The following is a 13,884-nucleotide window of genomic DNA, read 5'->3' on the forward strand; positions in this document are numbered from 1 at the left end:
GCCGACCGGAGGTGTATATTTATGGAAACCATCATTATTGTCATTGTCATTTGTATGCTGACAGCCGTTCTATTTTTTAAAAAAGCAGCGTCCCAAAAGGGTGCAGCACGCTCAATGCTGACCGTTGCCCACAGAGGGGCCTCAGGCTATGCACCGGAAAATACGATTGCATCCTACGATAAAGCGATCGAAATGAAAGCTGATTTTATTGAAATTGACCTGCAGCTAAGTAAAGATGGCCGTTTAATGGTCATTCATGATGACTCGGTTGAAAGAACAACAAATGGCAAAGGCAACGTACGCGATCTCACATTTCATGAGCTGCGGAAACTCGATGCCGGAAGCTGGTTTCATGATTCATTTGCAGGGCAAAAAATCCCGACCTTTGATGAGGTGCTCGACCGCTATACTGAAAAATGCGGACTGCTCATTGAGCTGAAAAGTCCTGCCTTGTATCCAGGCATTGAGCAGAAAGTCTACGATGCTTTAGCAAGCAGAGGCCTGATTGAAAATCGGCAGACAAACATCATTGTTCAATCATTCGATACCGATTCGATGAAACGATTTCATGAAATCGCACCAACGATTCCAGTCGGAGTCCTTGTAAAATTCACGCCAAAAGGAATATCCAACACACAGCTCGAGGAATTCAAGACCTATGCAATCTATGTGAATCCAAACAGACGGCTCGTTACAAAAAAACTAATCGCGCGTATTCATGAACACGATATGAAAATCATTCCGTATACGATTCGCGACCGCAAAACAGCAAAAGCTTTTATGATGCTGGATTTGGACGGAATTACAACGGATTTTCCTGATTATATTAAAGCTCAAAAAGCATGAAGCGGCCCTTCATGCTTTTCTTTATGATAGAAAGATTGTTTATTCACTTCGGTTTAACGTAAAGCCTATGCGATGCAGGATCTCTTCCAGATTCCCGCCTATCATGACATCCTTCAGATCTAAATTAAGCTGCACGGCTTTCATCGCTAAATCCGGCCGAATTCCTGTCAAAGCAGGAGTTACTCCGATCAGCTTCAGCATTTGAACTAGATTTAACAAATGAAAACTAACGTTGTCGTTCATTTGGAGAATGCCCGATAAATCGATTATCAAGTATTGCAGCGATAATTCTGTACTTGAGGAAAGAGCCGTATGAATGATTTTTTCAGCCCTGTATTCGCTGATATCACCAATGATCGGCAGGATTGCAACGCCCTTTGTAATCGGGACAATCGGGGCTGAAAGATGAATAATTTCTTTGTTGGCATTATCAAGCTCCAAGACATACGACAGCAGGGATGCCATCGTTTCAAATAGCTCGACATGCTTGTCTGTAAAAGCAAAAGGCTTCGAATCAAGACCGCAAATGGTTCCGTAATTCTCTCCATTTTCATAGAAAATCGGAATTCCGATAAAGCAGCCGCCGCCTAAATTTTTCGTCACATCCAGATCTTTTGTCAGATTACTGCCGGCTAAATCAGAAATGATCAGTACCTCTCTTCCCTTATCAACGCTCAATTTACAGAACGTTTCTTTAAAAGGAAGCTCTGAGCCTTCTTCCAAAAGCGTCAATTCCTGATTGAGAACTTTCACAATCTCATTTTTATGACGATCATTTTTAGCAATGAACAATGTATTGATTTCAATAAATTGACTCATCATCTTAAGAATGCTTTCAGAAGCTTCATCAAAATTACGATATTTTTTTATTGGAGTACTCAAACCTAAAAGCATTTCTGACATCTATTTTTTCCAGCCTTTCTGATAATCTTAGATTGTAACAACTCATTCAAACTTTATTCATTACCCAATATGAAATAAAAATAAACAGGAAAACGTTCAGAAATTCATATTTCTTAATCATTGGATTTAGAAACACTTTATTAGTAATTACAATTATAAAGCATAGGGCTGTATTCTGTGAAAAACCCTTTCTAAATTTATTTTCTGTATTACACAAAATGAAAAGGTTTTTAACTAATTTTCATAACATTTCCATTTTTCAATAACAAATGAATCCCTCAATTCTTCATGTATAATGATGGATATCATCTACAGAAGGAGTCGTCAGGAAATATGCAAAACGTAATACGCTGGGTCAGCATCCTAATTGGCTGTTTTGCCGTATCCCTCGGCGTTCACTTGCTATCATCCTCAGAACTTGTGATTGGCGGAACAGCCGGTCTTGGCATCGTAGCACAGCATTTGACCAACTATTCATTTGGAACCCTGTTTTTTGTAATCAATCTGCCATTCTATGCACTCGCTGTCACTCAGCTTGGCATCGCCTTTGCCCTTCGGACGTTTATCAGCGTCAGCATCTTGTCCATCACCTCAGAATTTCTGCAGCAATCTTTCATTGTCCATTTTCCGCATCCGGTTATCGCAGCCATCCTTGGTGGAATCTCCATCGGCATCGGACTGATCTTCCTGTTCAGAAACGGATCATCCTTAGGCGGCATGAACATTCTCTGCATTTTCCTTGAGAAGAAATTCGGATTTAACCCAGGCAAAACGATGCTCATTACCGACCTCATGATCGTCGGTTCAGCACTCCTTGTCTTCGGACCGCTGCAAATTGTCTACTCGGCTGTCGCGATCTTTGTTATGACTGCTATCCTAGGCAGATATCATAAAAAAGCTCCGCTTGAGCGGGAAAGTCAGGAAGCAGATTCTGAGGAGAATCGGGTTTCGGCTACTGCTTAATATGATATTAATAAGAAAGGAGCCAAGGATTTTGTGATCCTGGCTCCTTTTTTGTTGTTTTTTTAGTTAATACCTTTTTACAAAAGTAAAACAGTCACCCGCTATATATGATTTGTTCGCCTTATGATGAATAAATAAAATTTTTCTTATTCAATTTTGATTCGTATTACCTGTCCGGCTGACTCTTCATCCCTTAACGGATTCTTATACTCTTTAAAGGAGAATTCAAAACCTGAAAGATTGTCAGGCAAAGGCGGTGACACGATGAAATTGTACGAAAGATGACCATCCGATCCTCCGCCTCCCTTAATTCGGCAATCATAAGCGCCTCTAATAAACAACTTCCAAAAGCTATGCCGGTGAATCCGCTCTTCCAGGCAGCCTTCGTTCATCTCCCAATCAATATTCAGACATACAACACTGGCATTCTCATATTGTCGAATAAATGGGATGGAATAAAAACCTTCCCCTATCTCTACTGATTTTAAAACCTGGATATACTTGCGAAAGCCTTTTGGTTCGACAACAGGAAGAAATTGTTCATCATTCCATAATGCTCCGAACACGCTGTTGAGCAAATCCTCGTATAATTCGTATTTTGCAGACCACTCAGCGATATACTCCAAAGGCGGAAAACCCGGTTGATTATTTGATGTGTCTTTTCGTAATTTCAATAATTCACAAAGCTGCTCATCAATTGGTAAAACTTTTTCATCATAATGATCTGTTGGACGTTGAAATGGCATTCGTTTCATTGTATTCCTCCTGTGGTTCTTTTTGATCAAACTTATGCAAGCCGGCAGCATCAGAACATCCTGGAACCACCATTGCTTTTCAACTCATTTACCAAACAAGGTAATTTCGAAAAAATAAAAACGCAAACAGCAAAAAGATAAAAAGAACAACAATCGTTTCAATAGTATGTTTATCCCTTTCTTCTTTCGCCTCTTTTTATCGCGATAACGCTGCTGCACCCTTCTCTTATTATAATCTGCTCTCATAATGACTCCTTTATATAGTAACTGGTTTTCAGCTATCCTTAGGAACATCCCACAAAATATAATGCCTGGAGAATAGTCTTGTCTCCACTACAACAGACCGCTCTTCCTTCTTAAAAATAAGTCCTGAGCCAGCTTGATCTCTATAAGTCCATCCTATTTCCGACATAAAATCCTTTATGAATCGGGAACTGTCTGTGCTTTTTGAAACATATCTATGTCCGGAAACCTTTGCATAATCACTATATGATAGCTCAAGCTCCATGATTGAGAGTAAAATAGATGCAGAATCTTCCTCTTGAAACAAGGCGCTGCCGAATCTTAAACCAATGAAACCTGTACATATAAAAAGGGTCAGCAGCATGACAATCAAAATTCTTTTCACATACTTCCTCCTTAAGATTCCTGTAAGTGAATTTCTGCAAATTACTGGAATCTCCTTCTTTACATATCAAAGATCTATGCAGAAATTTGTTTGGCAAAATGATGCCTCAAAAAAGGAATTAACCACTCATATAGAAGGAATTGGTTGATTCCATTTTACAGCTACCATTATGGAATCATTTTACAGCTGTCATTATGGAATTTTGTTCTCATAGCATGAGGTTGATTCCACTTTTCGGTGCAAAAACCTAAATCGGGGAATCATAGCATGCGGTTGATTCCACTTTTCAGAGCAAAAACCTAAATTGTGGAATCAAAGCGTGCATTTAATTCTGTTTTACTGCACAATAAACATCAAAAACAACAATCTATGCGAAAACAACCAATAAAAAAGGATGAAATCACAATGATTTCACCCTCTTTTACTCTATTACTTATAAATCAAATACTCTTTTCGAACCTTCTTAAATTCATCCTGTTCTTTCTGGTACTTATACATGATGTCTGTAACAGATGCTCCTTCAAGAATCATCGGTCTGACCCATGTGTTTCCGATTAATTTATCAAAAAAGTTGCTCGATAAGAATTGGAAGTCTTTCGGGTACATGTCATGAACCGTTTTAATGATGTGAAGACCTGTTGGGACTGCTTCAAATTCTTCTCGGTCTGTTACATAGATTTCTATCCCGTGACTCAGCTTTCCAGCGTGCTTTGAGAAGGTCGGTGTAAAGGATGCTGCTCTGAATTTCACACCAGGCAAGCTCAGCGAGTTGAGTTTTGCAGCCAGGTCCGTGCTGTTGATAAACGGCGCGCCGATCAGTTCAAATGGCTTCGTTGTACCGCGGCCTTCTGATAGATTTGTTCCTTCAACCAGACCCGTTGCCGGATAAGCAAAGGTTGTTGAAACAGTTGGCATGTTAGGTGACGGAAGGACAAATGGGAGTCCTGTGTCATCATAATCCATCGAGCGCTTCCAGCCTTTCATTTTCACGACTGTCAGATCTGCTCCAATTTCAAATTTTTCGTTAAAGAATGATGCAAGCTCTCCAACGGTCATGCCGTGCTTTGTCGGAATCGGATAGAGTCCGACGAACGATGCGGCATCAGGCTCCAAAACGGGTCCGTCAACTGAAAGTCCGCCTTGCGGATTCGGACGGTCAAGCACAACGATTGGAATGTTGTTTTCCTTAGCTGCTTCCATGGCATAAGCCATTGTGTAGATGTATGTGTAGTAGCGTGTCCCGACGTCCTGGATGTCAAAGACAAGCACTTCCACGTTTTCTAGCATTTTTGGTGTTGGTTTTTTTGTTTGTCCGTAAAGGCTGTATACCGGAAGTTTTGTTTTTTCGTCAATATAGAATTCGACATAAGCCCCTGCTTGAGCATCTCCGCGCACTCCATGTTCCGGACCGAATAAAGCTGTCAGTTCAATATCCGGATCATTGTGCAGCAAATCCACTATGCTGGTAAGCTTTGAGTCGATTCCAGTCGGATTTGTAATTAAGCCGACTTTTTTGCCTTTTAAAAGATCTTTTTGATCTTCTAAAAGAACTTCAACACCAGGTGATACTTTATTCTTTTTCTTTTCTTTATGAGCAGCAACATCTTTTGCTGCAGGCAAAGCACTTAGGGCAAGCATCAGGATTGTGATCAGCACAAGAATTCGTTTCAATGAAACCTCTCCCCTTCAAATCGGATTATTTAAGCTGTTTTCCTGAACGAATATCAATTCCATGGCCAAATGGATATAGAATTTCATTCGGCTGTGTGACAGATGGAATATCAACAGGCAATTTGCCTTTAGGCTTTGAATCGCCAAAGATTGTTTTGATTCCGGCCGGGATATTTGGCTGTCTGTACGCTCCGTTTGAATAGCCTTTAAATCCGTAGACCGCAAGCACAGCTCTTGCTTCTTCAAAATTCGCTGCATCATATGGATTGCGCAGACTCATTAAGACGAAGTCTTTGTCTTTTGCCTGAGCATCTTTCATAACCGCTCTTGGGAATGCTGTTGCCCACTTGCTTGAATCCTGTACGCTGTCATCGATCACACCGTCATTTACAGCTGGATCGTTTTTAACAACGTAGGAACCTGTAATCACATAGTCCGCTTCATCAATCATTGCAGCTATTTCATCATTAAACACTTTGCTTGAGAACGCATAGCCAGTTACTTCAACATCTTTCTTTTTGCCTTTTAATTCTTTGATGCTTCTTGTCATTGCTTCCACTTGATCCGCAAAAGGAGCAAGAACTAAAACCTTTTCACCTTTTTTAGGTTTAAAAGGAAGTGTTTTGTCTTCATTTTTCAAAAGAGTGACGGCATCCTCAGCCATTTTCTTTTCTTTCATCAAATGATCTTCATTCCCAACAACGTTCAGAGCATTTTCAACTTTCTCATCGATCGGTGTATGGTCCGGAGTCAAGATTCCGCGTTTCACTTTAAGCTCAAGGATTCTTTCAACAGAAGCATTTACCTGCTCGATCGGAAGGTCTCCCGTTTCAACAGCTTCTTTTACTGCGTTAAAAACAGACGCTAAATTCTTTTCCATCTCAAGCGAGTTGACCTGCGCAGGCATTAACGCAATATCCACCCCTGATTTCAAAGCTAAAACAACGGCTTCTTCCTGGCCAAAATTGTCAGAGATGGCTTTCATGTTCAGCGCATCTGTCACGATGACACCCTCAAAGCCCATTTCCTCGCGCAGAAGCCCTGTGAGTACTTTTTTCGAAAGAGTTGCCGGAACAAGGATTTCCTGTCCATCTTTTTTGCTGATATACGTTGTATCATCAAAGGCTGGGAACTGTACATGTGCAGTCATGACCATATCTACGCCTTCATCAATGGCTTTTTGGAAAGGAGCAAGCTCGACTGCACGCAATCTTTCCTTATCATGTGTGACAATTGGAAGGCCGTAATGACTGTCTGTTGCTGTATCGCCATGTCCCGGGAAATGCTTAGTCGTTGCAGCCATGTTCTGGCTTTGGAGACCTTTAATCGTCTGAATTCCAAGCTTTGAAACAAGCTCAGGATTTGAGCTGTATGAACGCACTCCGATCACTGGATTTCCAGGATTATTGTTTACATCTACAGATGGACCAAAGTTTACATTTACGCCAAGTGACGATAATTCTTTTCCAATGATTTCACCAGTTTGATAGGCGTATTTTTCACTTCTGGCTGCACCAAGCGCCATATTGCCGGGCAGGTTCGTTCCTGTTTGAAGGCGAGTGACGATTCCGCCTTCCTGATCAATCGTGATAAACAGCGGCAGTTCAGGGCTCGCTTTTTGCAGACCATCCGTTAAACGTGCTGTCTGTTCTGTTCCAACTACATTTTCGGCAAATAGAATGACTCCGCCCAGGTGATATTTCTGGATAATGCCGCCGACTTCATCATTCATAACCGTAAAGCCGGCTGCCTTGCTTTCCCCTTGTTTTTGCCAGTTTCGGAAGTCCGGCATCAGCATCTGCCCTATTTTCTCATCAACTGTCATATTCTGAACAATGGCATTCACATCTGTTTCAGCAGACACTTTAGCAGGTTTGATGCCTGCTAAAGCGGAAACTGATAGTACAGCGGCGAGCGCTGCAGAAACCCATTTCTTTTTCCCCATCTTATCCATCCCCTTATTAATGATTAGATTCTAAAGCTTCATAAATAGCCGTTACAACACTTCCATAGCTTCCTGTTGTGAAAAGATCTCCGAAAAATTGATTGGAGTTAACAGCAGGGTTTACAAGCGGCGAATGCTTTTTATTTGTCAGCAGGACGATTCCCAAATCCTGTTCAGGATCAATAATCGTAACTGTTCCTGTCCAGCCCGTATGGCCGTATGCACTGTCGCTTGCATATTTGCTGAACATCCAGTCCATGCTGTCGTTGCCGTTTAATCTCCATCCAAGACCATAAGTTCCGTTCATGTCTGAAGGTTCAACAAATTCTTCGATGACTTCTTGATCAAAAAGCTTCTCATTTCCATAACCGCCGCCGTTCAGCATGACTTGCAGAAGTACAGCGAGATCACTTGTTGTAGAGAATAGACCTGCATGACCGGAAACACCCTCCATCGAATAGAATGCTTTTTCATCATGCACTTCCCCTTGAAGCGTGTATGTTCGGATGTTCGGGAAGTTAATCACTCCGTCACGCGTGTTGCCTAATAGTTCAGTAGCCGCAATATTCTTGGGTTTGAAGCCTTTTTGAAGCGGGTTAAAGACCGTATTTTTCAGCTTCAAAGGCTTGTACAATTCATTTTCCACGTAGTCATCAAGCTTCTGGCCCGTGATTTTTTCGACAATCGTGCCAAGCAGCATATAATCAACGTCACTGTAGATATTTTGTGTCCCGGGCACATAAGTAAGCGGGGTTTTATTGATGTTTTCAATCGTTTTTTCGCGTTCCTGTGAATAAAGCTCTTTTGACACCGCAGGATTATGGTATTGCGGATCGGGTTTAAAACCGGCCGTATGATGCAGGACATCAATAATACGCATTGTATCTTTTCCTTTAATCACATCTGCTTCTGTGTCTTTAAAACCAGGTATGTAATCCTGCACTTTTGCATGAATATCAAGCTTTCCTTCGCTCGCAAGCTTTTGTAAGGCAAAATTTGCCGCATACATCTTTGTATTGGATGCGAGATCAAAAAGAGTGTCATTCTCCATTTTCAAAAACTTCTTAAGCGGTGTATGTCCATCAAACTTTTGCTTGTAGCCGTAGCTTTCATTCTTCACGATTTTCCCGTCTTTTATGACAATCAGCGCCGCTCCGGGAAACCCTGCTGCCACTTCTTTTTCAATCAGCTGATCGACTTTTTCAAGCTTTTCAGAGGAAAATCCGGCTTCCTCCGGCTTTTTTGCTTTTGTTAAGACTGGATATTGAACATGTGCTTGAGGTGAATCTTTTTCGTTTGGTTCTGCAAAAGAAGCAGAAGGTGCAAGCAGTGAGATAGCGAGAACAGAAGTTAGTGCACAGCTTGTCCATTTTTTCATCTTGTTTCCCCTTTGAAATCGTATTTTGATAGCTTATGAAACAACCAGTTTAACCTTTTGACCAGGCAAGGCCAGATCAAGCAGCGGCAAATCCTCAGCAGAAACGTGTCCGATGACATTCACCCGCTCGTCAGCTTCCAAGTTGCGCCGGCAAATCTGAATTTCCCCTTTATAACGTCCATAGCCGTCGTTGTCCATCGTAATCATTCCTATTTGACGGGCGATTGTGTTCTCAGGTTCTACCTCTGAAGCTGTGCGTGTACCTTGAAGACGGTAGACATCTCTCGAAACATCCGGCCGAAATTGATATGTTCCGCTGGAAAAAGTACTAGAGATGACATTCATTATAAGAATATTCTGATTTTCATAGATAGAGAGATTTTCGAGCAGCTCATTTTCTGTTCCCGGATCTCCAATGAATACTTCATCCACCTGCTGCATCAGTTCAACTCCGGCAGCATATGGGTTCATGTCCCTGTGCTTTTCAAGTGTCGGCAGGCCGTCAAAAAGCGGTCCGCGTTTTGTTTCCACACCAGGAATAAATGCAGCAATCGGGATGCCGTATTTTTTGAACATCTGATTCTGCTGATGAAAGAATGCTTCGTCAAGTCCCGTTTCACGCCTTGGATAAAAATTGTGCCAGGCAATGAGCCGGTCCGGTTTTATCCCGCTCTCAAGGACAGTCAGCAATTCCTTTTCTGTTAGTGTGCTCGCATTAAGTGAAAGAGAAAAGACATCGGATAAAGATTTAATGGTTTCATAGTCGAACCCGTCATCAAGCCGGATTCCTTTCACTCCATACGTGGATAAATCTTCGAATCTGTCAATTCCAAGGTGGTCAAGTGTTTTTAAGGAGACATCTGCATGAATCTCAAGATCATGGCTCTGTGCCAGCTTTAGAAGCTCCGTCATCCTGCATACGAGGTTTCCTTTTTCTTCAGGGATGTGAAGCGAGGTAAACGCCCGCTTCACTCCTGATTTTGCTGCATGAACAAGTTGTTTTTCAGCGTTTGGATCCTGAAGATAAAATGAAATGCCGATCACTTGAATTCAACTGCCATTTCATCTTTAAATCCGAATAGGTACGTGAAAATAAATCCAAATACATAAGAGATTAGTAGTCCTGCAAGGTAAAGAAGAATCTGGTTTGTGTGAACTAAGAATGTAAGCGGAAGGCCTGATACACCGACTGCAATGGTCGCAATATCAAAATGAGCCTGGAATGCTCCCCCTACGCCTGCTCCTAAACATGCTGTCAAGAATGGACGGCCAAGCGGAAGCGTAACACCAAAGATTAACGGTTCGCCGATTCCGAGCATTCCTGAAGGAAGTCCCCCGCCGATCGCACGTTTTAAGCTTTTCTTTTTCGTTTTAAAGTAGATGGCAAATGCTGCGCCGACTTGACCCGCTCCGCCCATAGCAAGGATTGGAAGCAATGGGTCATCTCCAATGGAGTTGATCAGCTCAAGATGAACCGGTGTTAATCCCTGATGAAGTCCTGTTACAACTAACGGAAGGAACGTTGCGCCAAGTACAAATCCGGCTACTACTCCGCCAAGATCAAGTACGCTCAGCAAGCCTTTTGTGATCGTATCAGATACAAAACCGCCTACTGGCATGAACACAATATAAGTCACGATACCTGTAATTAATAGTGCGATTGTAGGTGTAACAATGATGTCCAGTGATTGCGGGACAAATTTTCTTACTTGTTTTTCAACTAAAGCGATAAAAATGGCTGCAAATAAGACTCCTATTAAACCGCCGCGTCCAGGAAGGAGGTTTTCGCCAAACAAAGCGATATCACCGACAGCAGGATTGATGACGAGAATGCCGGCCAGTGCTCCAAGCGCTGGTGATCCTCCAAATTCTTTTGCCGCGTTTGTTCCGACTAAAATGCCAAGGTAGGCAAACAGACCAGATCCGATAACAGTTAAAATAATGGCTAATTGTGAATCTGCTGCAAGCCAGCCTGCCTGAACGATCGCTTTTGTAATTCCTGTGATTAAACCAGAAGCAACAAGTGCCGGAATCAGCGGGATGAAGATGCTTGCGATTCTGCGTAAAAATAGTTTAAAAGGTTTTGCATTCTTTTTATCAATTTCTGATTTGTTTTTGGAAGCTGCGTCCTTCAGGTCAAAATCATCAGCAGCTGCAAGCAGTTTTTCAAATTCTGCTGAAACTTTATTCACCGCGCCAGGTCCGAGGATAATCTGGATCGTTTCTTCTTCTACAACACCCAGAACCCCTTCTGTTTTCTTGATGGCTTCCATGTTGACCTTTGAACGGTCCTGCGGCGCGACACGAAGTCTTGTCATGCAATGTGTGGTCGTCGCGATGTTAGCCGCTCCGCCAAGATGCTCCAATAGTTCTTCGGCAATCAATAAGTTTCTGTTATTCCCCTTTGCCATCTTAAAGCCCCCCTTGAACGTGTCTATTTATATTTTTCTGTCATTGATTTGATGGCCGCTCTTGTATTGTCGATATATTGAACGGTCTCATCGTACTGCTCGGTCGCCATTCCCAGAAACAGAATGTCAATCATATAAAGCTGTGCCAGCCTTGAAGAAGTCGCAGCACTTCTAAACGGCGCTTCATTTGAAAACGATGTGTGAAGCGAAACGTCGCTCAAGGACGATACGGTCGTCTGTCCAAAGTGGGTAAGACCGATGGTTTTAACGCCGCGCTCTTTAGCAAGCTTCAGTACGTTGATGATTTCCTGTGTCTCTCCGGAAAACGAGATGGCGAACAGGACATCATCCGGATCCGCATTGGCAATCAGGGTTGCAACCAGATGCATATCTGTAAAAGCTGTTGCTCCTTTATTAATGCGGATCAGTTTTTGCTGGGCATCCTGAGCCACAATGTTAGAAGCTCCTACTCCGCAAAAGTGAACGTTTTTAGCTTTCAGCAGCAAGCTGATAGCGTTTTTCAAATTTTCATGATCGATAATTTCAGCTGTATCCCGGATAATCTGGATCGTGTTGCTCGTTGTTTTTTCAACGACTCTGTACAGGGATTCGGAAGGTTCGATATCACGGTAGCCCTGTTCAACAGATTTCATCAGGTCACCGGCAATTCTCATTTTCAGATCCTGGAACCCTTTTAAGCCAAGTGATTTGCAGAGCCTGATAACTGCTGCCCCGCTTGTCTTTGCTGATGTGCTTAATTCGCTTACCGTGCTGTTTACTACCTCGTGCGGATGCTGCAGAATGTAATCTGCAAGCTTTTGCTCGGACTGCGGCAGCTTGTTCAGCATGGTTTGAATGATGGATAATCCGCCTGTGGCCATAGGACTCGCTCCTTAAGATGTATGGAGTGAGATGGCTTTTCGTACATCCCCATCCGCACGATTTAATAGGTTTAATGCTTCTTCCAGTGAAGTGTTTGCTTTGATCATGACAATCGCAGGCTTGACTTTAAGTGCTGCTTTTTCAAGCGTGTCTTTTGCAAAATCATATTCCGCATCTGTCACCGTTTGGATGATGCTGATCGCTCTCTCTTTCAGCTTGTGGTTGCTGACATTCACATCGACCATAAGGTTTTCATAGACTTTTCCGATCTTGATCATGGTCGCTGTTGAAATCATGTTTAGCACCATTTTATGAGCCGTTGCCGCTTTCATCCGGGTTGATCCGGTGACAACTTCAGGCCCCACGACAACTTCAATGCCGATATCAGCAGCTTCAGAAATCTTCGCATCTTTGTTGCAAGAAAGTGCAATTGCCTTTGCCCCTGTTTGTTTTGCATAACGCAGGGCCCCAATCACATAAGGTGTCCGGCCGCTTGCTGCAATGCCGACAACCGTGTCATCTGCCGATAGATGAATAGCTTTTAGATCAGCCACACCAAACTCTTCTTTATCTTCTGCTCCCTCAACAGCACGGACAAATGCTTTCTCTCCGCCTGCAATCAGACCAATCACTGTATCAGGTGACGTGCTGAACGTCGGCGGGCACTCAACCGCATCAAGAACGCCAAGTCTTCCGCTTGTGCCAGCTCCAATGTATATCAATCTTCCCCCCTTTTTTAACGATTCATATGCACATTCAACGGCTGCCTTTATTTCAGGCAGGACCTCCTGTACAGCAATCGCCACTTTCAAATCCTCATTGTTCATCATTGAAAGAATTTCGAGTGTATTTGCGCTGTCAATATTCATAGTTTGTTCATTTCTCAATTCTGTCGTTAATGAACGCAGCTGTTTTTCCATAAACGGGTGATGCCTCCTATTAATTAAATTCTCAATTTTCAGTATATTGCATCTTAAACATAATTTCAAATTAATATTTGTTTTTTTGAAATTACGTTTCAGATTATATGTAAATGATAGCGCTTTTATGACTAGACGGCAAGAGGAAATGTTTTGAACAAACGAGTACCCACGGAGCAAAATTAGGTATTAAAGCACGTTTTTCCGTAAAAAAAGGAAATTCCATTGAGGACATCCGTACTGTAATTGATTGATTTGGTGACTCGTGTAGTCATATTTAATGATTTTTGCATTTTTGTACACGCGGAATACTAAGTGGAGCATCTTTATCAAAGGCTGTTTTCGCATAGATTGTTGTTTATCATGATAAATAATGTCCGTTCCTTGCAGCGAGAGGAACTTGCTTTTCGCGGGGAGCATGGGAGCCTCCACGGCGTTGCCTGTGGGGTCTCCCACTTTGCTCTATTTCCCGCAGGAGTCAAGTTCCTTCCGCTGCAATCCACTCAAGTTTTTTAATATCTCGTCTAATAGCAACAATATTTACGAAAAGAGCTTTATCAAAAAAACACCTTATATTATTCT

The 13,884-nt window shown here is 42.3% G+C and carries 12 protein-coding genes; 2 read left to right on the forward strand and 10 right to left on the reverse strand.

All coding sequences use genetic code 11. The features are described 5' to 3' along the window. The first annotated feature begins 21 nt into the window (after positions 1-21). A complete protein-coding gene (locus tag E2R53_RS09725; protein WP_133311571.1) occupies positions 22-846 on the forward strand; it encodes a glycerophosphodiester phosphodiesterase in 825 nt (274 codons plus the stop codon). 39 nt (positions 847-885) lie between these two features. On the opposite strand, the gene E2R53_RS09730 is transcribed toward E2R53_RS09725, so the two are convergent. Further along, entirely contained in the window at positions 886-1,749 is an 864-nt protein-coding gene (locus E2R53_RS09730) for an STAS domain-containing protein (protein WP_133311572.1), read from the reverse strand. Positions 1,750-2,082: 333 nt separating this feature from the next. Here E2R53_RS09730 and E2R53_RS09735 point away from each other — a divergent pair, with 333 nt between their 5' ends. Next, entirely contained in the window at positions 2,083-2,712 is a 630-nt protein-coding gene (locus E2R53_RS09735; protein ID WP_133311573.1) for a YitT family protein, read from the forward strand. A gap of 146 nt (positions 2,713-2,858) precedes the next feature. On the opposite strand, the gene E2R53_RS09740 is transcribed toward E2R53_RS09735, so the two are convergent. The 9 genes from E2R53_RS09740 to murQ form a co-directional block, all read right to left on the reverse strand. Further along, complete coding sequence (locus E2R53_RS09740) at positions 2,859-3,467, reverse strand: hypothetical protein (protein ID WP_133311574.1); 609 nt, start codon at positions 3,465-3,467, stop codon at positions 2,859-2,861. A gap of 274 nt (positions 3,468-3,741) precedes the next feature. Further along, positions 3,742-4,095, reverse strand: coding sequence for a hypothetical protein (locus E2R53_RS09745; RefSeq protein ID WP_133311575.1), 354 nt, complete (start codon positions 4,093-4,095; stop codon positions 3,742-3,744). A gap of 429 nt (positions 4,096-4,524) precedes the next feature. After that, positions 4,525-5,733 (reverse strand): exo-beta-N-acetylmuramidase NamZ family protein, encoded by a 1,209-nt coding sequence (locus tag E2R53_RS09750; RefSeq protein ID WP_133312242.1) that lies wholly within the window; start codon positions 5,731-5,733, stop codon positions 4,525-4,527. A gap of 58 nt (positions 5,734-5,791) precedes the next feature. Further along, the gene (locus tag E2R53_RS09755) at positions 5,792-7,711 is read right to left on the reverse strand and encodes a glycoside hydrolase family 3 protein (RefSeq protein WP_133311576.1); all 1,920 of its coding nucleotides are present in this window, start codon (positions 7,709-7,711) and stop codon (positions 5,792-5,794) included. A gap of 16 nt (positions 7,712-7,727) precedes the next feature. Beyond that, entirely contained in the window at positions 7,728-9,089 is a 1,362-nt protein-coding gene (gene pbp4b, locus E2R53_RS09760; RefSeq protein WP_133311577.1) for a penicillin binding protein PBP4B, read from the reverse strand. 33 nt (positions 9,090-9,122) lie between these two features. Next, positions 9,123-10,133, reverse strand: a complete 1,011-nt coding sequence (locus tag E2R53_RS09765; protein WP_133311578.1) for a MupG family TIM beta-alpha barrel fold protein — start codon at positions 10,131-10,133, stop codon at positions 9,123-9,125. Beyond that, the gene (locus tag E2R53_RS09770; RefSeq protein WP_133311579.1) at positions 10,130-11,500 is read right to left on the reverse strand and encodes a PTS transporter subunit EIIC; all 1,371 of its coding nucleotides are present in this window, start codon (positions 11,498-11,500) and stop codon (positions 10,130-10,132) included. The genes E2R53_RS09765 and E2R53_RS09770 overlap by 4 nt, the downstream gene beginning before the upstream one ends. Positions 11,501-11,523: 23 nt before the next feature. Beyond that, a complete protein-coding gene (locus tag E2R53_RS09775) occupies positions 11,524-12,381 on the reverse strand; it encodes a MurR/RpiR family transcriptional regulator (protein WP_133311580.1) in 858 nt (285 codons plus the stop codon). Between the two features lie 12 nt (positions 12,382-12,393). Further along, the gene (gene murQ / locus E2R53_RS09780; protein ID WP_133311581.1) at positions 12,394-13,302 is read right to left on the reverse strand and encodes an N-acetylmuramic acid 6-phosphate etherase; all 909 of its coding nucleotides are present in this window, start codon (positions 13,300-13,302) and stop codon (positions 12,394-12,396) included. Between the last annotated feature and the right edge of the window lie 582 nt (positions 13,303-13,884).

This window comes from Peribacillus frigoritolerans (assembly GCF_004358755.1).
Classification (GTDB): Bacteria; Bacillota; Bacilli; order Bacillales; family Bacillaceae; genus Bacillus_P.

Bases quoted from the DNA above. Each gene is read 5' to 3' on its own strand.
- E2R53_RS09725 (WP_133311571.1), top strand. From the start codon at position 22: ATGGAAACCATCATTATTGTCATTGTCATTTGTATGCTGACAGCCGTT.
- E2R53_RS09730 (WP_133311572.1), bottom strand. From the start codon at position 1,749: ATGTCAGAAATGCTTTTAGGTTTGAGTACTCCAATAAAAAAATATCGT.
- E2R53_RS09735 (WP_133311573.1), top strand. From the start codon at position 2,083: ATGCAAAACGTAATACGCTGGGTCAGCATCCTAATTGGCTGTTTTGCC.
- E2R53_RS09740 (WP_133311574.1), bottom strand. From the start codon at position 3,467: ATGAAACGAATGCCATTTCAACGTCCAACAGATCATTATGATGAAAAA.
- E2R53_RS09750 (WP_133312242.1), bottom strand. From the start codon at position 5,733: ATGCTTGCCCTAAGTGCTTTGCCTGCAGCAAAAGATGTTGCTGCTCAT.
- E2R53_RS09755 (WP_133311576.1), bottom strand. From the start codon at position 7,711: ATGGGGAAAAAGAAATGGGTTTCTGCAGCGCTCGCCGCTGTACTATCA.
- pbp4b (WP_133311577.1), bottom strand. From the start codon at position 9,089: ATGAAAAAATGGACAAGCTGTGCACTAACTTCTGTTCTCGCTATCTCA.
- E2R53_RS09770 (WP_133311579.1), bottom strand. From the start codon at position 11,500: ATGGCAAAGGGGAATAACAGAAACTTATTGATTGCCGAAGAACTATTG.
- E2R53_RS09775 (WP_133311580.1), bottom strand. From the start codon at position 12,381: ATGGCCACAGGCGGATTATCCATCATTCAAACCATGCTGAACAAGCTG.
- murQ (WP_133311581.1), bottom strand. From the start codon at position 13,302: ATGGAAAAACAGCTGCGTTCATTAACGACAGAATTGAGAAATGAACAA.